Source organism: Citrobacter sp. Cb080, from assembly GCF_030334745.1.
Lineage (GTDB): Bacteria > Pseudomonadota > Gammaproteobacteria > Enterobacterales > Enterobacteriaceae > Citrobacter > Citrobacter braakii.
This window is the reverse complement of the sequence record NZ_JAOWDG010000021.1, coordinates 1-20,102: the sequence shown is the minus strand read 5'-3', so window position 1 is coordinate 20,102 and position 20,102 is coordinate 1. Positions and strand designations below refer to the sequence as shown.

Below are 20,102 nucleotides of genomic sequence, written 5' to 3'. Positions count from 1 at the left end.
ACGCTGTCGCCATAATGACGACAACGTGAACGATTATCAGCGATTAGTGAATGCCACCAATACGGCTTAAGCGCACACCGGTCGGCCATTCGCCTTCTTGCTTATCGAAACTCATCCAGATAGCGGTTGCTTTACCAACCAGATTCGCTTCCGGCACAAATCCCCAGTAACGGCTGTCCGCGCTGTTGTCACGGTTATCACCCATCATGAAGTAGTGTCCCGGCGGGACGATCCAGGTTGCCAACTGCTGGCCTGGCTGGCGGTAATACATCCCCACCTGATCCTGCGCGATTGGCACGGTCAGAATGCGGTGCGTTACCTCACCCAGCGTTTCTTTACGCTCGGAGAGGCGAATACCGTTATCTTTCGTTTCATTCAGCGGAACCTCAAAGAAGCCGCTGGTCGCTTCACCGCCGTTACGACGCGCAAATGTCTGCACAAAATCACTTGGCTGAACATCAGAGTACGTTACCGGCAGCGCGTTTTCACACGCCTGACCGGAACTGCATCCTGGCTGAATAGTTACCTCTTTCGCCACCGGATCGTACGTCACTTTGTCTCCCGGTAAACCGACAGCACGTTTGATGTAGTCCAGACGCGGATCTTCCGGGTATTTAAACACCACGATATCACCGCGTTTCGGATGGCCGGTTTCGATCAGCGTTTTCTGGTAAATCGGATCTTTAATCCCGTAGGCGAATTTCTCCACCAGGATAAAGTCACCGATAAGCAGTGTCGGCATCATCGAACCAGACGGGATCTGGAACGGCTCATAAATAAATGAACGCACCACCAGCACAATAGCTAAAACCGGGAAAACGGATGCCCCGGTTTCCAGCCAGCCTGGCTTAGGGGCCACTTTTTTCAGCGTTGCTTTATCCAGTGAATCACCTGCAGCAGCTTGCGCTGCTGCCTGACGCTCCCGGCGTTTAGGCGCGAAGATGAATTTATCTACGCACCATAAAATGCCCGTCACCAGTGTGGCAATCACCAGAATCAGGGCAAACATGTTCGCCATGCCAACTCCTTAAGATTATTTGCTGTCTTTACCGACATGCAGAATGGCGAGGAAGGCTTCCTGTGGCAGTTCGACGTTACCGATCTGCTTCATGCGCTTTTTACCCTCTTTCTGTTTTTGCAGCAGCTTTTTCTTACGGCTGATATCGCCACCGTAGCATTTCGCCAGAACGTTTTTACGCAGCTGCTTAACCGTTGAACGCGCGATGATGTGCGTACCAATGGCCGCCTGGATCGCGATATCAAACTGCTGGCGAGGGATCAGATCTTTCATCTTCTCGACCAGTTCACGACCACGGCTCTGGGAGTTGTCGCGGTGGGTAATCAGCGCCAGCGCATCGACACGTTCGTTGTTGATGAGAACATCAACGCGCACCATGTCAGACGCCTGGAAACGTTTGAAGTTATAGTCCAGCGACGCATAGCCGCGAGAAGTTGACTTCAGACGGTCGAAGAAGTCGAGTACCACTTCCGCCATCGGAATTTCATAGGTCAGCGCCACCTGGTTACCGTGGTAAACCATGTTGGTCTGTACGCCGCGCTTCTCGATACACAGCGTGATGACGTTACCGAGGTAAGCCTGCGGCAGCAGCATGTGACACTCAGCAATCGGCTCACGCAGTTCGTAAATGTTGTTCAACGGCGGCAGCTTGGACGGGCTATCGACGTAGATCGTCTCTTTCGCCGTGGTTTCGACTTCGTAGACTACGGTCGGCGCGGTAGTGATCAGATCCAGATCGTATTCACGTTCCAGACGTTCCTGAATGATCTCCATGTGCAGCAGACCGAGGAAGCCACAGCGGAAGCCGAAGCCCAGCGCGGTTGAGCTTTCCGGTTCATAGAACAGGGAGGCGTCGTTGAGGCTCAGCTTGCCGAGCGCGTCACGGAAGTTTTCGTAGTCGTCAGAGCTCACCGGGAACAGACCGGCGTAAACCTGTGGCTTCACTTTTTTAAAGCCTGGCAGCGGCTTGTCCGCCGGGTTACGCGCCTGCGTCAGGGTATCGCCAACCGGTGCGCCCAGGATGTCTTTAATCGCACAAACCAACCAACCCACCTCGCCGCATTTCAGCTCGGTACGGTCAACCTGTTTTGGCGTGAAGATGCCCAGACGGTCAGCGTTATAGACCTGACCGGTGCTCATCACTTTAATTTTGTCGCCTTTACGCATGGTGCCGTTTTTAATACGCACCAGTGATACGACGCCCAGGTAGTTATCGAACCAGGAGTCGATGATCAGCGCCTGTAACGGACCTTCCGGGTCGCCTTCCGGCGGCGGGATGTCGCGCACCAGACGTTCAAGAACGTCAGTGACGCCAACGCCGGTTTTCGCCGAACAGCGAACGGCATCCGTCGCATCGATACCGACGATATCTTCGATCTCTTCCGCCACACGCTCAGGATCGGCGGCTGGCAGGTCAATTTTATTCAGTACCGGCACCACTTCCAGATCCATTTCCATGGCGGTATAGCAGTTAGCCAGGGTCTGTGCTTCGACGCCCTGTCCGGCATCAACCACCAGCAGTGCGCCTTCACAGGCGGCAAGCGAGCGGGAAACTTCATACGAGAAGTCAACGTGGCCCGGGGTGTCGATAAAGTTAAGCTGATAGGTTTCACCATCAGATGCTTTGAAATCGAGCGTCACGCTCTGCGCTTTGATAGTAATACCGCGCTCACGCTCAAGATCCATCGAGTCGAGAACCTGCGCTTCCATTTCACGGTCAGACAGGCCACCGCAGATCTGGATAATACGGTCAGACAGCGTCGATTTACCGTGGTCGATGTGAGCTATGATTGAAAAGTTACGTATGTTCTTCATATAGTGTAATTATTGTGCCTTACGCCCGCCTGAGCAGGCTCTGAGAAGTCGCTGATCTGAGCTTAACGTCTGTTTAAGTGAAACGCCGCATTCTACACTACAACGCTGAGGCGAGGAAATGTTCATAGAGCAAGGATAGCGGGAACTGGAAACAACTTTGCAAAGTCGGTGAAACTTTTGCCGGATGGCGACACAAGCGCCATCAGGCAAAGCTATCACTGTGGGGTTTCGACGCGAATGAGATCGGGTGGGAGAGCAACGTTCAGAATGACCGGCTGCCAGGCTTCGCGCTCAGCAAGCTTACGAGAGTATCCACGGGCAATCAGGAATCCGCCCACGCCCCCCAGCACGGCACCGCTTAATGCCGCAAGGTCGGAACCAAACAGCACCTGGAATAACGCCGCGAAGAGAAAGAGCCCCGCCAACGGAGACATGTAGACCAACATCGCTGAACCCAGCAGGCTACCCTCGGCAATACCCAGTTCAACTTTTTGACCGGGCGCTAAGGGTTCGTCGCTGGGCACCACAATGGTATGCGTGGTCTGCGGCCCAAGTTTGTTCAGCACGCGGCTCCCGCATCCGGCCCGCGAAGCACAGCTGCTACATGATGCTTTAACATCACAGCTGACCGTCGCCAGACCATTTTGCCAGGAGACGACTGTCGCCCACTCTTTAATCATTGTGCAGCCCTGAACTTAATATTGTCCGCGATACGCTTCGCCGTTTGCGGTGGAAGCTCGCCCACAATCGTAATTTCCGCGTTATCACGCACGCTGGTACTAACCGTTCTACGCCCGGTTCGCAACAGCTGATCGGCGCTGTTTTGCATCGCACGGTTTACGTTTACGGAGAAACTGAACAGGCCATCAGAATATAGGCGCGATTCGATCGGCATGTTATCCATCGTCGGCAGCGGACGTCGACTGCTGGAAACTTCGCTGAAGCCTTGCGGCAACCACGACGGACTCCAGTTGAAGTTGGTTTTTTCGCCCGCAGGAACTGACAGCAACGGCGGTAGATTGGCTTTCGCCAGCGTCTGCATGCTATCGCTAACGCCGTTGTTTACGGTAAACGCGATAACACGGAACTGTTCCAGCGTCTCACCATCACGGTCGAGAAGATCGACGCGCATCGGCAGCTTAGTCTCCGTGTCCATCCAGACGATATAGCTGTAACGCGTACCGTCACGGGCGACTACGCGGATCACTTCACAGAGCCGATCGGCAATGCGGGTGCGACCTACTGAGATAAAGTCATAGTAGGGAGCAAGACGTTTGAAGTCGGTGTAAATCAGAGAGGGCAGAGAGTCAACGATATAGTCGCCGTTCAGCGTGAACGGTTCGAGACCAGGCTCAAAATAGCTGATTTCATTGCCACGCTGCACCACTTCCCGGCGCGGTCCATCCATTTGCAACAGTTGCGCTAGCGGACGGTTATCCAGGCGAGCATGGCGATAACGTAGGGATTCAACACCCTGCTTATTGATGCTGACAAATGACAGCTCATAAGTTAGCGACTGGCTGGCCAGATTCATCTGCTGCAACAACGCCCCGGACGCAGGATTGGCCGAGGCGTTTACAGAGAAAAACAGGCTACCAGCCACAAGTGACATGGCAAACCAAAGTTGCTTCATTACTGCGATTGCGTTCCTAAAGTTTGAATTCCTGGCACCTGCACAGCGGCTTGCTGTGTTTGGGCCTGCTCAAACTGAAGCTGTTCAGAGTGCAGTCGACGTTGCAGTTCGTAGTCCTGCAACATGGCATTAATACGACGACGCTGCTCCTGTACCTGCTGTTGCTGACCACCGCTGGCCGTCGCGTCAGAGGGTACACCCAAGCTTACCGGACTGGCTTTACCCATCATCGGTAATGTATTAAATACCGGCGTTTCGGGCTGCTGGGACGTTTCAGATTGCCCATTATAGTGCTGGACGCCAACAATAACTGCAAGTGATACACACGCGGCCACACCCATTTGGGTAAGCTGCGCGGCCCATGGACGCATTTTCTTCCAGAATGGCATTTTCTGCCACTGGTGCGGTGCTGGCTGGGCCTCAGGAATCAATGGCACCGTCTGACGTACTGGCTCATCCTGGATGGCAGCCATTACGCGGGCGGAAATATCGAAATGGAGAACGTCGGCGGTATCACCTCGCATAGAATCGCGAATCAGGTGATAACTCTCCCAGGTTTTTTGCATTTCCGGGTCCTGAGTCAGCTCTTTGAGTAACTCAGTATCCAGCGTTTCGCCATCCATTAAAGCGGAAAGTTTTTCTTTCTGCATGCCTAATACCTTTTCCAGTATCCCGCTATCGTCAACGCCTGATAAGCGGTTGAACTTTATTATCAATAGCTTCCCTCGCTCGGAAGATACGTGAACGCACCGTACCTACCGGACAATCCATGATAGCGGCTATCTCTTCATAGCTCAGGCCATCCAGCTCCCGCAAGGTTATTGCCATGCGTAAATCTTCCGGGAGGGACTCAATAGTCCGGAAAACTATCTGTCTCAGTTCTTCTGACAACATTAAGTTCTCAGGGTTCGAAATTTCTTTCAGCGCACCGCCACTTTCGTAATTTTCTGCTTCAATCGCATCAATATCACTGGAAGGTGGACGACGCCCCTGAGCGACCAGGTAATTCTTCGCTGTATTGACTGCAATACGATACAGCCAGGTATAAAAAGCACTATCTCCCCGGAACGAGTCCAGCGCACGATAGGCCTTGATAAATGCTTCTTGTACTACATCGGGTACATCGCCCGATGGTACATAGCGAGAAACCAGACTCGCCACCTTATGCTGATAGCGCACTACCAGTAGGTTAAAGGCTTTCTGATCTCCCTTCTGGACCCGTTCTACCAGGACCTGGTCCGTTAACTGCTCGCTCATCCGAGGTAAAGTCTCCCCAAACCAAATTTCCACGCGCCTTCGAAACGCCACTCCATCAGCTTCACTATGAGCAAGCAAATGCTTAGAGTGCTCAAGTTTCGTAAAGTTCCGTTACGCATTGTTTTTTGTTTGTCATGTTGTAGACAGGTCTTATCTCTCATTATAAGTCTACATAATCCGATCGACGCACTATCTGTTTAGAAATGCCCATTTCACCGCTTGCAGAGTAACCCAACGGCCACTTTATTTCATCACATAATCTGGTGCTAACGGCCTGCTTCACAAAATATTTTTGCTCATTTCGTCCTCGTCATGCTTTTTTTTCATGTTTAGTCACTGCAACACATTTAAAAATAAAACGTGCAGTATCGCGCAATGTGGTGCTATGGTGACCAAACACTGTTTAGTAAATTAAACAAAAATCATGAATACGACTCCTGAATTATCCTGTGACGTGCTGATCATTGGCAGCGGGGCTGCCGGACTCTCACTGGCGCTGCGCCTGGCCGAAAAACATCAGGTTATTGTCCTGAGCAAAGGTCCGGTCAGCGAAGGCTCGACATTTTATGCCCAGGGCGGTATTGCCGCGGTGTTTGATGAAACCGACAGCATCGATTCCCACGTTGAAGATACTCTGATTGCCGGGGCCGGCCTGTGCGATCGCCATGCGGTTGAATTTGTCGCCAGCAATGCCCGCACCTGCGTTCAGTGGCTTATCGATCAGGGCGTTTTATTTGATACGCAGGTTCAGCCCAACGGTGAAGAGAGCTATCACCTGACCCGTGAAGGCGGTCATAGCCATCGACGCATTCTGCACTCTGCGGATGCCACCGGTAAAGAAGTCGAAACCACCCTCGTCAGCCAGGCACAAAATCACCCAAACATACGGGTTCTTGAGCGCAGTAATGCCGTCGATCTGATTGTCTCCGATAAAATCGGTCTGCCGGGAACGCGTCGGGTTGTCGGAGCCTGGATCTGGAACCGTAATAAAGAAGCCGTAGAAACCTGCCATGCCAAGTCAGTAGTGTTGGCCACCGGCGGCGCGTCAAAGGTGTACCAATACACCACCAATCCAGATATTTCCTCGGGTGATGGGATTGCGATGGCCTGGCGCGCGGGATGCCGTGTCGCCAACCTGGAATTTAACCAGTTTCACCCGACGGCGCTGTATCATCCGCAGGCGCGCAACTTTCTGCTAACCGAGGCGCTGCGTGGCGAAGGCGCACATCTGAAGCGCCCGGACGGTTCGCGCTTTATGCCCGATTTTGACGAGCGTGGCGAACTGGCTCCCCGCGATATTGTTGCCCGCGCCATTGACCACGAAATGAAGCGCCTGGGCGCTGACTGCATGTTTCTCGACATCAGCCATAAACCGGAAGAATTTGTTCGTCAGCATTTCCCGATGATTTATGAAAAATTGCTGGGACTGGGCATCGATTTGACCAAAGAGCCGGTTCCCATCGTTCCTGCCGCGCACTATACCTGCGGCGGCGTGATGGTGGATGACTTTGGCCGTACGGATGTCGACGGGCTGTATGCGATCGGCGAAGTGAGTTACACCGGCCTGCATGGAGCCAACCGGATGGCGTCAAACTCATTACTGGAGTGCCTGGTTTACGGCTGGTCCGCGGCTGAAGATATCGACAGGCGAATGCCTTATGCTCGCAGCGTCAGCACCCTCCCGGATTGGGATGAAAGCCGGGTAGAAAACCCGGATGAACTGGTTGTGATTCAGCATAACTGGCATGAGCTGCGGCTATTTATGTGGGATTACGTCGGTATCGTGCGCACAACTAAACGTCTGGAGCGCGCCCTACGCCGTATCACCATGTTGCAACAGGAAATCGACGAGTATTACGCTCATTTCCGCGTGTCGAACAACTTGCTGGAACTGCGCAATCTGGTGCAGGTTGCTGAGCTGATTGTCCGCTGCGCGATGATGCGTAAAGAGAGTCGGGGCCTGCACTATACGCTGGATTATCCAGAACAGCTTCCAGAGGCGGGCCCGTCCATTCTCTCACCGCTAAGTCATCACATGAACAGATAAAACGCCTGGGTCAGCGCCGTGTAACCTTCAGAGTAACGTTGGTCTGGCCCACGGATCACCAGCCTGTCACTAAAGCACTCCCCGGCCTGCGGGGAGAATGCCAGCAGTACCCGATTCGGTAGTCGGGCCTCAGTTTCTGCTACATCCGTGCGCAATCGCAGATGCCAGCCCATGCCCAGTGCCTGCTGGGAAAAGGCGTTACCAATCTGTTCGGGCAGCACCACACAGAAAAAACCTTCTTCCGTAATGCTGTCTGCCGCCAGCGTCAGCAATACTTGATGATCGAGCGTGGTGGTGTAGCGAGCCTGCTCGCGCTGCGGCGTGGCACATTCCACTCCCTGTTCATAATAGGGAGGGTTGCTGATGATCAAATCAAAGCGCACGGTCTGGCGCGGTACCCACTGCTGCACATCTTCCGTATGAACGTTCACGCGATGCATCCACGGGGATTGCGCGATGTTCTCCTGCGCCTGCTGCGCGGCATCAACATCAAGCTCCACAGCGTCAATGATGACGTTTTCATCTGTGCGCTGGGCCAGCATCAGCGCCAACAGGCCGCTCCCGGTACCAATATCCAGGATCCGCTTTACGCCAGCAACAGGGGCCCAGGCCCCCAATAAAATGCCGTCCGTTCCGACTTTCATTGCACAACGATCGTGTGCCACAAAAAACTGCTTAAAAGTAAATCCATTACGTCTAAGTACGGATGTAGACTGGGGCATGAAGAACAACCTTCCTGGAAAAAAAACGATAACATAGGATAAAAACAATACCTGAGAAGGTATATCCATACAAACAGATGAAGATTGCAGCCGTAACGTCTATAATCAGCGCCCCACTCAGAGGTAGAACATGACTGTAACGACTTTTTCCGAACTTGAACTCGATGAAAGCCTTCTGGATGCCCTCCAGGAAAAAGGTTTCACTCGCCCGACCGCCATTCAGGCTGCCGCCATTCCGCCTGCGCTCGATGGCCGTGATGTACTCGGTTCTGCGCCGACAGGCACCGGTAAAACGGCGGCATATTTGCTGCCAGCGTTGCAGCACCTGCTCGACTTCCCGCGCAAGAAATCTGGCCCGCCGCGCATTTTGATTTTGACACCGACGCGCGAACTGGCGATGCAGGTTGCCGAACACGCCCGTGAACTGGCGAAGAATACGCATCTGGATATCGCCACGATTACCGGCGGCGTGGCTTACATGAACCACATGGAAGTCTTTAGCGAAAACCAGGACATCGTGGTCGCCACTACCGGTCGTCTGCTGCAGTACATTAAAGAAGAAAACTTTGACTGCCATGCGGTTGAGACACTAATCCTCGATGAAGCAGACCGCATGTTGGACATGGGCTTTGCCCAGGACATCGAGCATATCGCTGGAGAAACCCGCTGGCGTAAGCAAACTATGCTGTTCTCCGCCACGCTGGAAGGCGATGCGATTAAAGATTTTGCTGAGCGTCTGCTGGAGGATCCGGTTGAAGTTTCGGCGGATCCGTCTACCCGCGAACGCAAGAAGATTCATCAGTTTTACTACCGTGCCGATGATATCGAGCACAAAACGGCCCTGCTGATCCATTTGTTAAAACAGCCGGAAGCGACCCGCTCGATTGTTTTTGTACGTAAACGCGAGCGTGTGCACGAGCTGGCAGGCTGGTTGCGCCAGGCGGGCATTAATAACTGCTATCTCGAAGGCGAGATGGTGCAGAACAAACGTAATGAAGCGATCAAACGCCTGACCGATGGTCGTGTGAACGTGCTGGTAGCAACCGACGTTGCCGCTCGTGGGATCGATATTCCTGACGTCAGCCACGTGTTTAACTTCGACATGCCGCGCAGTGGCGATGCCTATCTGCACCGCATTGGCCGTACCGGTCGTGCAGGCCGTAAAGGTACTGCGATCTCTTTGGTTGAAGCCCACGACCATCTGCTGCTCGGCAAAGCGAGCCGCTACATTGACGAGCCACTGAAAGCACGCGTCATCGACGAACTGCGTCCAACCACGCGCGCGCCAAGTGAGAAATCTAACGGTAAGCCATCCAAGAAAGTGCTGGCGAAGCGCGCCGAGCAAAAAGCGAAAGAGAAAGAGAAACCGCGGGTGAAAAAACGTCACCGCGACGCCAAAAATGTCGGCAAACGCCGTAAGCCGAGCGGAGCTGCTACCCAGCAGTCCGACAAAGAGTAAACCGAATGCCGGGCCGTTTAGCCCGGCATTTTTTGTGCACAAAAAAGCGGAAGATACGTTGGCATCTTCCGCTTTCAGATTCTCTGCCAGACGGGGTTATTCCCCGTGAGCCTTACAGGCTCTCAGTAAAGGTACGAGCAATAACGTCGCGCTGCTGTTCTGGCGTCAGAGAGTTGAAACGCACGGCATAACCAGAAACACGGATGGTCAACTGCGGATATTTTTCCGGATGCTTAACCGCATCTTCCAGAGTTTCGCGGCGCAGAACGTTCACGTTCAGGTGCTGACCACCTTCCACACGGACTTCCGGCTGTACGTCTACCGGTACTTCACGGTATTCGATCTCACCCAGTTTGCTGACAGCAACGACTTCATCAGCATTGAAACCTGCTTTCGCAACGATGCAGCGTGCTTCGCCTTTTTCGCTGTCCAGCAGCCAGAAAGAGTTCAGCAGGTCGTCGTTTGCAGCTTTAGTAATCTGGATACCTGTAATCATTTGATACCTCCCCGGCAAAATTATTTGATCTCGGTTGGCCGTCTTCCGGCCAATTGGTAAAACCATTGTTGCTTGAGTGTATATATACCCCTCACACACCCTTGAATCTTTGATTTAAATCAATAAAAACCACACATGAAAAGTGGTGATAGGTGGATTTTATTGTTTTACATCAACTTACGCCACATGCGCAGCTAAACTTTTTACATAAATTTTCAACTATCTTTAAGGGGTAGACCCTTGAGAAACGTACAGAATTTTGCGACGTCGAAAGAAGCAGTTAAGCTAGGGGGATTGAAAATTCGCAGGAGAGCGAGATGGCCACCGAATTAACCTGGCACGATGTGCTGGCAGAAGAGAAACAGCAGCCTTATTTTGTTAACACGCTGCATACTTTGGCGGGCGAGCGTCAGTCAGGTATGACAATTTATCCGCCACAAAAAGATGTATTCAACGCTTTTCGCTTTACCGAACTTGGCGACGTGAAAGTCGTCATCCTGGGGCAGGATCCATACCACGGTCCGGGCCAGGCACACGGTCTCGCGTTTTCTGTCCGCCCCGGTATTGCCACCCCGCCCTCGTTGCTGAACATGTACAAAGAGCTGGAAGCAACGATTCCTGGCTTCACACGCCCAACGCACGGATATCTGGAAAGCTGGGCACGCCAGGGTGTGCTGTTACTCAACACCGTGCTTACCGTCCGTGCCGGGCAGGCACATTCGCACGCCAGTCTGGGATGGGAAACATTTACCGATAAAGTCATCAGCCTGATTAACCAACATCGGGAAGGCGTGGTATTCCTGCTCTGGGGTTCACACGCACAAAAGAAAGGTGCGATTATTGATGCGCAGCGTCACCATGTATTGAAAGCGCCGCACCCATCACCGCTCTCTGCGCATCGCGGTTTCTTTGGCTGCAATCACTTTGTACTGGCTAATGAGTGGCTGGAACAACGAGGTGAAAAGCCGATTGACTGGACGCCGGTATTACCCGCAGAAAGCGAGTAAAAAAATGCCAGCGAATCGCTGGCATTTTTATTATCAGGCTTTGTTCTGACGCCACCACTCCGCGAGCAGCACGCCGGTCGCAACAGAAACGTTGAGCGTTTCTACGTTGCCCGTACCGTCTATCGCCACGCACAGGTCGTCGGCTGAGCATGCTGCTTCTGGCAGAGCCTCGCGCTCACGCCCTAATACCAGCACCATTTTTTCCGGCAACGTGGTAGTAAACAGCGGCTTGCCTTTCACGCTTGAGGTCATCACTACCGTGTAACCCGCTTTACGGAAGTCGTCCAGCACATCGACAATACTGTCACCGGTGATCGGCTGAACGTGCTCAGCTCCGCCTTCAGCAGTGCGGATAGCCGCACCTGATTCCAACAGCACCGCATCCTGTACCACTACGCCTTTCACACCGAAGTGCGCGCAGCTACGCATCATGCCGCCCAGGTTGTGCGGGTTAGCAATGTCTTCCAGGGCCAGCACGCAATCCTGCGCCCCGGCCTGACCAACCCACTGCTTAACAGTGGTACCGTTACGTTTCTTGATCAGGAAACAGACGCCGCCATGGTGTTCAGTGCCGGAGGCTTTCGCCAGCTCGGCTTCGTCAACCACGTGGTAGGCTTTGCGGTTCGCCGCCATCCAGCGTAATGCTTCTTTAAAGCGCGGGGTTACGCTCTGAACAAACCAGGCGCGAACAATAGCGTCCGGACGACTCTGGAACAGAGCCTGACAGGCATTCTCACCGTAAACGCGGGTTTCTTCCGCGCGCTGACGACGTAATACTTCAGGATCGATAAAGCTTTTGCCGCTGATACCACCGTGATCGGCTTTGTCTGCTGCATCATCATTCGGTGCGCGGGACACGGTACGCCATGGTGAATCTTCACGTCCACGGTCGCGTTCTACATCGCGGCCACGACCACGTTCACGACCACGTTCGCTGTTCGGACCCTTTCTGTCATCACGGGCAGGGCGACGACCGCCTTCGGCTCGGGAAGTACCGGGGCGACCGCCGCCTTTACCAGTACGTGGATTTTGGGTGCGTTTGTCCGAGTCATCGTCACTGCGGACGTACATCACTTTGACCTTGCCGTTTTTATTCTTCAGTTCGTCGCTCATGTTTTTCTCCACCTGCTCTGCGCGAAGCGCGAAGATTACCCGATGTGCACGTCGTTAGCCATTATTTCATTTAAAAGCTAAGGACTATTGTACTCATTGAATAAAACGCATTGTTGTTTAGAACAGACTCCCCGATAATATGTAACATAATAGAAACATACTGGCGTTACTGCCGTGAAGTCCACTCCACTCATCCAGAGGTTAGTTATGAATACCGTTTGTACCAGCTGCCAGGCTATCAACCGCATCCCCGACGATCGTGTCCAGGAAGCGGCTAAATGCGGACGCTGTGGTCACGACCTGTTTGATGGGGAGGTGATCAATGCGACCGGTGATACACTGGATAAACTGTTAAAAGACGATCTCCCGGTGGTGGTTGATTTTTGGGCCCCCTGGTGTGGTCCATGCCGTAACTTCGCCCCGATTTTTGAAGATGTCGCGGAAGAGCGTAGCGGTAAAGTGCGTTTTGTTAAAGTGAATACAGAAGCCGAGCGAGAACTCAGCGCCCGTTTCGGTATCCGCAGCATCCCGACCATTATGATCTTCAGAAAAGGTGAAATCGTCGACATGCTTAATGGCGCCGTACCTAAAGCCCCGTTTGATAGCTGGCTTAACGAATCATTATAATCTCTACGGGGCGCATCTTGTGCCCCGTTTTCACCTCTGCGACAATAGCGTTTTTCAACGTGTTCTCCCATGACCGATAACGCTGTTCTTCAGTTACGCGCTGAGCGCCTCGCGCGCGCCACGCGCCCTTTCCTTGCCCGAGGTAATCGCATTCGCCGCTGTCAGCGCTGCCTGTTGCCACTGAAGCTCTGCTTGTGCGCAACGCTGGTGCCGTCTGAGGCCAAAAGCCGCTTTTGTCTGGTGATGTTTGATACCGAGCCGATGAAGCCCAGCAACACGGGACGTTTGATTGCCGATATTTTGCCCGATACCACGGCGTTTCAGTGGTCACGCACCGAACCGCCGCAGGCGCTGCTCGAACTGGTGAAAAATCCGGATTACCAGCCGATGGTTGTATTCCCGGCATCCTATGCGGGCGAAGAGCGTGAAGTGATTTTCGCTCCACCAGCCGGTAAACCGCCGTTGTTTATCATGCTTGATGGTACCTGGCCTGAAGCACGTAAAATGTTCCGTAAAAGCCCGTACCTTGATAACCTGCCGGTGATCTCTGTTGATTTATCGCGACTTTCCGCTTACCACCTGCGTGGCATTCACGCCGAAGGGCAATACTGTACTGCCGAAGTGGCCATCGCGTTGTTGGATCTGGCGGGCGATACGCAAGCTGCGGAGGGGTTGAGCGATCATTTTACTCGCTTTAAAACCCGCTACCTGGCAGGAAAAACTCAACATCAGGGAAGCGTCACAGCAGACTCGCCAGAAAGCGTTTAAAATCATTCGGTCACTGGTGTCATTAAGGAAGCCGATATGAGTCAGCGTGGTCTGGAAGCACTACTGCGACCGAAATCCATTGCGGTGATTGGGGCGTCAATGAAGCCTAATCGCGCAGGTTACCTGATGATGCGTAACCTGCTTGCCGGCGGTTTCAATGGACCTGTTTTACCAGTGACGCCAGCATGGAAAGCAGTGTTGGGCGTCCTGGCCTGGCCCAATATCAACAGCCTGCCTTTTAGCCCAGACCTTGCCGTGTTGTGCACCAATGCCAGCCGCAACCTGGCATTACTCGAAGCGCTTGGCGAGAAAGGCTGTAAAACCTGCATTATTCTTTCAGCTCCCGCATCGCAGCACCTGGAATTGTTGGCCTGCGCCGCACGCTACAACATACGTCTGCTAGGCCCCAATAGCCTGGGACTTCTCGCGCCCTGGCAGGGGCTTAACGCCAGCTTTTCCCCCGTCCCCATCAAGCGCGGTAAGTTGGCATTTATTTCCCAGTCAGCGGCGATTTCCAACACCATTCTGGACTGGGCGCAGCAGCGCGACATGGGTTTTTCCTGGTTTATCGCGCTGGGCGACAGCCTTGATATCGACGTTGATGAACTGCTGGATTACCTGGCGCGCGACAGTAAAACCAGCGCGATATTACTTTATCTCGAACATTTAAGTGATGCCCGGCGCTTTGTCTCCGCCGCCCGTAGCGCCTCGCGCAATAAACCCATTCTGGTGATTAAGAGTGGTCGTAGTCCGGCGGCGCAGCGTTTACTGCATACCAGTGCAGGGATGGACCCTGCGTGGGACGCGGCTATCCAGCGCGCCGGTTTATTACGCGTACAAGACACTCACGAGCTGTTCTCTGCGGTAGAAACCCTGAGCCACATGCGTCCACTGCGCGGCGACAGGCTGATGATCATCAGCAATGGGGCCGCGCCTGCCGCACTGGCATTAGATGAGCTGTGGTCAAAAAATGGTAAGTTGGCGACATTGAGTGAAGATACCTGCCAGAAATTACGCGATGCGTTACCTGAACATATTGATATCGCCAACCCGCTGGATCTGCGTGACGACGCCAGCAGCGAACACTACGTTAAGACGCTGGATATCCTGCTCGCCAGCCAGGATTTCGACGCACTGATGGTGATTCACTCACCCAGCGCAGCCGCCCCGGGAACAGAAAGCGCACAAGCGTTAATCGAAGCGGTAAAACGTCATCCCCGCGGTAAGTTTGTCTCGTTGCTGACCAACTGGTGCGGAGAGTTTTCCTCTCAGGAAGCCCGTAGACTGTTTAGCGAAGCCGGATTACCTACCTACCGCACGCCAGAAGGCACCATCACCGCGTTTATGCATATGGTGGAGTACCGGCGTAACCAGAAGCAACTGCGGGAAACCCCTGCGCTGCCCGACTACCTGACCACCAACACCGCCGAGGCGCATAATCTGTTACAGCAGGCGATTGCTGAAGGAGCAACGTCGCTGGATACCCATGAAGTGCAGCCGATTTTACAAGCCTATGGCTTACACACGCTGCCGACGTGGATCGCCAGCGACAGCGCTGAAGCCGTACACATCGCGGAGCAAATCGGTTACCCGGTGGCGCTAAAGCTGCGTTCTCCTGATATCCCGCATAAATCAGAAGTTCAGGGGGTAATGCTCTACCTGCGGACAGCAACAGAGGTGCAGCAGGCAGCCAATGCGATTTTTGATCGGGTAAAAATGGCCTGGCCGCAGGCGCGCATTCACGGTTTATTAGTACAAAGTATGGCGAATCGCGCTGGCGCTCAGGAGCTGCGCGTCGTCGTTGAACATGACCCGGTATTTGGCCCGTTGATTATGCTTGGTGAAGGCGGAGTTGAGTGGCGACCAGAAGAGCAGGCCGTGGTGGCGTTGCCGCCATTGAACATGAATCTGGCGCGTTATCTGGTGATCCAGGGGATCAAAAATAAAAAGATCCGCGCTCGCAGCGCATTACGCCCATTGGATATCGACGGGTTAAGTCAGCTTCTGGTGCAGGTCTCCAATCTGATCGTCGATTGCCCGGAAATTCAGCGTCTGGATATTCATCCGCTGTTGGCCTCCGCCGGTGAATTTACCGCGCTGGATGTCACGCTGGACATTGCCCTTTTCACGGGCGATAACGAAAGCAGACTGGCTATACGTCCCTACCCCCATCAGCTTGAAGAATGGGTGGAGTTGAAGAACGGCGAGCGTTGCTTGTTCCGCCCTATTTTGCCCGAGGATGAACCTCATCTGCAGCAGTTCATTTCTCAGGTAACAAAAGAAGATCTTTATTATCGCTATTTCAGTGAGATCAACGAATTTACCCACGAAGATTTAGCCAATATGACGCAGATCGACTACGATCGGGAAATGGCCTTTGTTGCGGTACGCTGTAAAAACAATCAGCAAGAGATCCTCGGCGTAACGCGAGCAATCTCGGATCCTGATAACATTGACGCCGAGTTCGCCGTGCTGGTTCGTTCAGATCTCAAAGGGCTTGGACTGGGTCGCCGGTTGATGGAAAAATTAATTGCATATACCCGAGATCACGGACTTAGACGTTTGAATGGTATTACGATGCCAAACAATCGTGGGATGGTCGCCCTGGCCCGGAAACTCGGGTTCGCTGTTGACGTCCAACTCGAAGAGGGAATTGTTGGGCTAACGCTTAATCTGGCCCAATTTGAGGAATCGTGAGTAAGGTACTGGAAATGTTGACCACATTAATAGGTACTGGTGGTATCATTACCCGCTTATGTCGTCTGCATAGCACAGAGGACCCTTCAATGAACAGAGAAGAAATGCACTGTGATGTTGTCAAAATTTAAGCGTAATAAACATCAACAACACCTTGCCCAACTACCCAAGATTTCTCAGTCAGTTGATGATGTAGATTTCTTTTATGCTCCCGCTAATTTCAGGGAGACTCTGCTGGAAAAAATAGCCAGCGCGACGCGACGGATCTGCATTATTGCGCTGTACCTGGAACAGGATGACGGTGGCAAAGGCATACTCGACGCGCTCTATGCGGCAAAACGGCAGCGTCCTGAACTGGATGTCCGGGTGCTTGTCGACTGGCACCGAGCCCAGCGCGGACGTATTGGTGCTGCGGCATCGAATACCAACGCTGACTGGTATTGCCGAATGGCACAAGAAAACCCAGGTATTGATATTCCTGTCTACGGTGTTCCGATTAACACCCGAGAAGCGCTTGGCGTCCTGCATTTTAAAGGCTTTATCATCGATGACAGCGTCCTGTACAGCGGGGCCAGCCTGAATGATGTTTATCTGCATCAGCATGATAAATATCGCTATGACCGTTATCAGTTGATTCGCAACGCGCAAATGGCCGATATCATGTTCGATTGGGTCACGCAGAACCTGATGAACGGTCGCGGCGTTAATCGTCTTGATGATATTAATCGCCCTAAAAGCCCGGAAATTAAAAACGACATCCGCCTTTACCGTCAGGAACTGCGCGATGCGTCATTCCATTTTCAGGGTGATGCGGATAATGAACAGCTCTCGGTAACGCCTCTGGTAGGCCTTGGAAAATCCAGTCTGTTAAATAAGACCATTTTCCACCTTATGCCCTGCGCGGAGCACAAGCTCACAATCTGTACCCCTTATTTCAACCTGCCCGCTATACTGGTGCGCAATATCATTCAGCTGCTGCGTGAAGGCAAAAAGGTCGAGATCATTGTCGGTGATAAAACCGCCAACGACTTTTTCATTCCAGAAGATGAGCCATTTAAAATCATCGGCGCGCTGCCCTACCTGTATGAAATTAACCTGCGCCGTTTCCTGAGCAGACTGCAATATTACGTGAATACCGACCAACTGGTCGTGCGCTTATGGAAAGATGATGACAACACCTATCATCTGAAAGGCATGTGGGTTGATGATAAATGGATGCTGCTCACCGGCAACAACCTTAACCCTCGCGCCTGGCGTCTGGATCTGGAAAACGCCATCCTTATCCACGATCCGAAGCAAGAGCTGACTCCCCAGCGCGATAAAGAGCTGGAGCTTATTCGCACGCATACCACCGTCGTTAAGCACTATCGCGACCTGCAAAGCATTGCCGACTATCCAGTCAAAGTGCGTAAGCTCATCCGTCGACTACGCCGTATCCGTATCGACAGATTAATTAGCCGTATTCTGTAACCAAGACCCCGTCAAGTGACGGGGTTTTTCCTATGGAGGCAACGGTGCGCTTGTTTATTCTTTTCAGTATCCTGGCCATTTCTGGCTGCAGCCACATGGCAAACGACCGCTGGAGCGGACAAGACAAGGCTCAACACTTTATCGCCTCCGCTATGCTCTCCGCAGCTGGAAACGAATATGCTCAACATCAGGGCAACAGCCGCGATCGCAGCGCGGCTATCGGCCTGATGTTCTCTGTCAGCCTGGGCGCATCAAAAGAGTTATGGGACAGCCGTCCCGCTGGGAGCGGCTGGAGCTGGAAAGACTTCGCCTGGGATGTTGCAGGTGCGTCTACCGGCTATGCGGTCTGGCAACTGGCACATCACTAGAGGCGCAGACCTTTCCCCTTCCCATGCAGCATCAGCGATACCAAAAATGCGACTATTGCCAGTGCTGTAACGTACCAGAAGAATGTTGTTTCCATACCGACAGACTTCAGGGATAACGCAACATATTCGGCTGAGCCACCAAACAGAGCATTGGCCACCGCATAAGATAATCCAACCCCCAGAGCGCGCACCTGTGCCGGGAACATCTCGGCCTTCAGAATACCGCTGATTGACGTATAGAAACTCACAATTAGCAAGGCACACATCACCAGAGCAAACGCCATATACGGAGACGTCACGCTTTGCAACGCTGTCAGAATGGGGACGGTGAAAATCGCGGCCAACGCGCCAAAACACAGCATTGAAGTACGTCGGCCAATTTTATCTGACAAGGCACCGAACAACGGTTGCACCAGCATAAACACACACAGTGCCGCCGTCATAATCCCACTGGCTACGTTGGCATGCATACCGGCAGTGTTAACCAGGTACTTCTGCATGTAAGTTGTGAACGTGTAAAAACACAGCGAGCCAGCAGCGGTAAAGCCAAGCACCATGATGAAGGCTTTGCGATTACGCCACAGACCTTTCAGAGAGCCAGCTTCTTTCAGCGCGCGAACGTCCTGTTTCGAGGTTTCATCCAACTGTCGACGCAGCCATAACGCAACAATAGCCAGTACGGCGCCCAACGCAAATGGAATACGCCAACCCCACGATCTTAGCGCTGAGTCTTCTAACGTTTGCTGTAATATGACCACAACCAGCAGTGCCAGTAACTGCCCGCCGATTAACGTCACGTACTGGAAGGAAGCATAAAAACCTTTCTTCCCTTCAACGGCTACTTCACTCATATAGGTAGCGCTGGTCCCGTATTCACCACCGACAGACAGCCCCTGAAATAACCTAGCCAGCAGCAATAGAGCAGGAGCCCAGGTACCGATGGTTTCATATCCCGGAAGACAAGCGATCACCAGCGATCCCATACACATCATACAAACTGACAGCAGCATCGACTTTTTACGCCCGTGCTTATCCGCGATGCGACCAAACAGCCAGCCGCCAATCGGTCGCATCAGAAAGCCTGCAGCAAAAACTCCGGCTGTTTGTAAGAGTTGCGTGGTGGTGTTTCCTGATGGAAAAAAGATATGAGCAAAATAGAGAGAGCAGAAAGAATAGATATAGAAATCAAACCATTCGACCAGATTCCCTGATGATGCTCCGACAATCGCCCATATACGACGCCGAGTATCGCCGTCTGCCAGCGCCCCGTTCTCAGTTACACTGCTATCAGCCATTAGAATTGTACCCCTGCCAACGATTGCATTAATTTATCAATGGTGGTTGTGTCTTTTTTGGTGAAATAAATGTTATATAATTGTTATAATTTATTATGAGAGAAAGATCACGGTTTTCATTAGCAGAGAAAGGATTCAGATATGTTCGAGAAAGAGAAAAATCGGTTTGAAATAGAGTGGGCTTTTATGGGCTGGATAAAATGGTACGCTGCATCCGGCAGTTTCATTCTCTGCAGACGCAAAAAAGCCCATCCGGCAGGATGGGCTTCTTCACTTATTTGATGCCTGGCAGTTCCCTACTCTCGCATGG

General features: G+C 52.7%; 20 protein-coding genes. 9 read left to right on the top strand and 11 right to left on the bottom strand.

The genetic code is table 11. The features are described 5' to 3' along the window. Nucleotides 1-43: 43 nt before the first annotated feature. The 7 genes from lepB to rseD all read right to left on the bottom strand — a co-directional run bounded on the left by lepB (nucleotide 44) and on the right by rseD (nucleotide 5,842). Nucleotides 44-1,018 (bottom strand): signal peptidase I, encoded by a 975-nt coding sequence (lepB, locus tag OGV38_RS00350; RefSeq protein ID WP_016154048.1) that lies wholly within the window; start codon nucleotides 1,016-1,018, stop codon nucleotides 44-46. A 15-nt stretch (nucleotides 1,019-1,033) separates the two neighbouring features. Further along, nucleotides 1,034-2,833 carry a translation elongation factor 4 gene (gene lepA, locus OGV38_RS00345; protein ID WP_003037577.1) on the bottom strand — a complete coding sequence of 600 codons (1,800 nt, stop codon included), beginning with the start codon at nucleotides 2,831-2,833 and terminating at the stop codon, nucleotides 1,034-1,036. 215 nt (nucleotides 2,834-3,048) lie between these two features. Beyond that, the gene (rseC, locus tag OGV38_RS00340; protein WP_080860016.1) at nucleotides 3,049-3,513 is read right to left on the bottom strand and encodes a SoxR-reducing system protein RseC; all 465 of its coding nucleotides are present in this window, start codon (nucleotides 3,511-3,513) and stop codon (nucleotides 3,049-3,051) included. Then, nucleotides 3,510-4,466 carry a sigma-E factor regulatory protein RseB gene (gene rseB, locus OGV38_RS00335; RefSeq protein ID WP_003847063.1) on the bottom strand — a complete coding sequence of 319 codons (957 nt, stop codon included), beginning with the start codon at nucleotides 4,464-4,466 and terminating at the stop codon, nucleotides 3,510-3,512. Before rseB ends, rseC begins: the two co-directional genes overlap by 4 nt. Then, a complete protein-coding gene (gene rseA / locus OGV38_RS00330; RefSeq protein WP_019077408.1) occupies nucleotides 4,466-5,116 on the bottom strand; it encodes an anti-sigma-E factor RseA in 651 nt (216 codons plus the stop codon). The genes rseB and rseA overlap by 1 nt, the downstream gene beginning before the upstream one ends. A 31-nt stretch (nucleotides 5,117-5,147) precedes the next feature. Next, nucleotides 5,148-5,723 (bottom strand): RNA polymerase sigma factor RpoE, encoded by a 576-nt coding sequence (rpoE, locus tag OGV38_RS00325; RefSeq protein WP_003037573.1) that lies wholly within the window; start codon nucleotides 5,721-5,723, stop codon nucleotides 5,148-5,150. Beyond that, the gene (gene rseD / locus OGV38_RS00320) at nucleotides 5,720-5,842 is read right to left on the bottom strand and encodes a rpoE leader peptide RseD (RefSeq protein WP_223306697.1); all 123 of its coding nucleotides are present in this window, start codon (nucleotides 5,840-5,842) and stop codon (nucleotides 5,720-5,722) included. The genes rpoE and rseD overlap by 4 nt, the downstream gene beginning before the upstream one ends. A 305-nt stretch (nucleotides 5,843-6,147) precedes the next feature. Between rseD and nadB the strand changes: the two genes are divergently transcribed. Further along, nucleotides 6,148-7,770, top strand: coding sequence for an L-aspartate oxidase (nadB, locus tag OGV38_RS00315; protein WP_047358259.1), 1,623 nt, complete (start codon nucleotides 6,148-6,150; stop codon nucleotides 7,768-7,770). Here the strand turns inward: nadB and trmN are convergent. Further along, on the bottom strand, nucleotides 7,755-8,492 hold the full coding sequence (gene trmN, locus OGV38_RS00310; protein WP_016154053.1) for a tRNA(1)(Val) (adenine(37)-N(6))-methyltransferase TrmN: 738 nt from the start codon (nucleotides 8,490-8,492) through the stop codon (nucleotides 7,755-7,757). The two genes, nadB and trmN, sit on opposite strands and share 16 nt — an antisense overlap. A 130-nt stretch (nucleotides 8,493-8,622) precedes the next feature. On the opposite strand from trmN, the gene srmB reads away from it, so the two are divergent. Further along, a complete protein-coding gene (srmB, locus tag OGV38_RS00305; RefSeq protein ID WP_016157176.1) occupies nucleotides 8,623-9,951 on the top strand; it encodes an ATP-dependent RNA helicase SrmB in 1,329 nt (442 codons plus the stop codon). A 112-nt stretch (nucleotides 9,952-10,063) separates the two neighbouring features. Here srmB and grcA read toward each other — a convergent pair whose 3' ends face one another. Then, nucleotides 10,064-10,447: an autonomous glycyl radical cofactor GrcA gene (grcA, locus tag OGV38_RS00300; RefSeq protein WP_003037563.1), complete on the bottom strand. Its 384-nt coding sequence runs from the start codon at nucleotides 10,445-10,447 to the stop codon at nucleotides 10,064-10,066. 317 nt (nucleotides 10,448-10,764) lie between these two features. Here grcA and ung point away from each other — a divergent pair, with 317 nt between their 5' ends. Then, a complete protein-coding gene (ung, locus tag OGV38_RS00295) occupies nucleotides 10,765-11,454 on the top strand; it encodes a uracil-DNA glycosylase (protein ID WP_286472824.1) in 690 nt (229 codons plus the stop codon). Nucleotides 11,455-11,487: 33 nt separating this feature from the next. Here the strand turns inward: ung and OGV38_RS00290 are convergent, their stop codons facing one another. Next, nucleotides 11,488-12,567: a tRNA/rRNA methyltransferase gene (locus OGV38_RS00290; protein WP_286472823.1), complete on the bottom strand. Its 1,080-nt coding sequence runs from the start codon at nucleotides 12,565-12,567 to the stop codon at nucleotides 11,488-11,490. Between the two features lie 207 nt (nucleotides 12,568-12,774). On the opposite strand from OGV38_RS00290, the gene trxC reads away from it, so the two are divergent. From trxC to OGV38_RS00260, 5 genes are all read left to right on the top strand, one after another. Continuing rightward, a complete protein-coding gene (gene trxC / locus OGV38_RS00285; protein ID WP_137380500.1) occupies nucleotides 12,775-13,194 on the top strand; it encodes a thioredoxin TrxC in 420 nt (139 codons plus the stop codon). 69 nt (nucleotides 13,195-13,263) lie between these two features. After that, nucleotides 13,264-13,962 carry a tRNA-uridine aminocarboxypropyltransferase gene (tapT, locus tag OGV38_RS00280; protein WP_019077411.1) on the top strand — a complete coding sequence of 233 codons (699 nt, stop codon included), beginning with the start codon at nucleotides 13,264-13,266 and terminating at the stop codon, nucleotides 13,960-13,962. A 36-nt stretch (nucleotides 13,963-13,998) separates the two neighbouring features. Further along, a complete protein-coding gene (locus OGV38_RS00275) occupies nucleotides 13,999-16,659 on the top strand; it encodes a bifunctional acetate--CoA ligase family protein/GNAT family N-acetyltransferase (RefSeq protein ID WP_101700140.1) in 2,661 nt (886 codons plus the stop codon). A gap of 114 nt (nucleotides 16,660-16,773) precedes the next feature. After that, complete coding sequence (gene pssA, locus OGV38_RS00265; RefSeq protein WP_003835350.1) at nucleotides 16,774-18,129, top strand: CDP-diacylglycerol--serine O-phosphatidyltransferase; 1,356 nt, start codon at nucleotides 16,774-16,776, stop codon at nucleotides 18,127-18,129. A gap of 32 nt (nucleotides 18,130-18,161) precedes the next feature. Beyond that, nucleotides 18,162-18,497, top strand: a complete 336-nt coding sequence (locus OGV38_RS00260) for a YfiM family lipoprotein (protein WP_019077413.1) — start codon at nucleotides 18,162-18,164, stop codon at nucleotides 18,495-18,497. Here OGV38_RS00260 and OGV38_RS00255 read toward each other — a convergent pair. Continuing rightward, on the bottom strand, nucleotides 18,494-19,792 hold the full coding sequence (locus tag OGV38_RS00255) for an MFS transporter (RefSeq protein ID WP_016154060.1): 1,299 nt from the start codon (nucleotides 19,790-19,792) through the stop codon (nucleotides 18,494-18,496). The two genes, OGV38_RS00260 and OGV38_RS00255, sit on opposite strands and share 4 nt — an antisense overlap. Before the next feature lie 141 nt (nucleotides 19,793-19,933). Here OGV38_RS00255 and OGV38_RS00250 point away from each other — a divergent pair, with 141 nt between their 5' ends. Beyond that, on the top strand, nucleotides 19,934-20,074 hold the full coding sequence (locus OGV38_RS00250; RefSeq protein ID WP_161801229.1) for a hypothetical protein: 141 nt from the start codon (nucleotides 19,934-19,936) through the stop codon (nucleotides 20,072-20,074). Nucleotides 20,075-20,102: the final 28 nt, after the last annotated feature.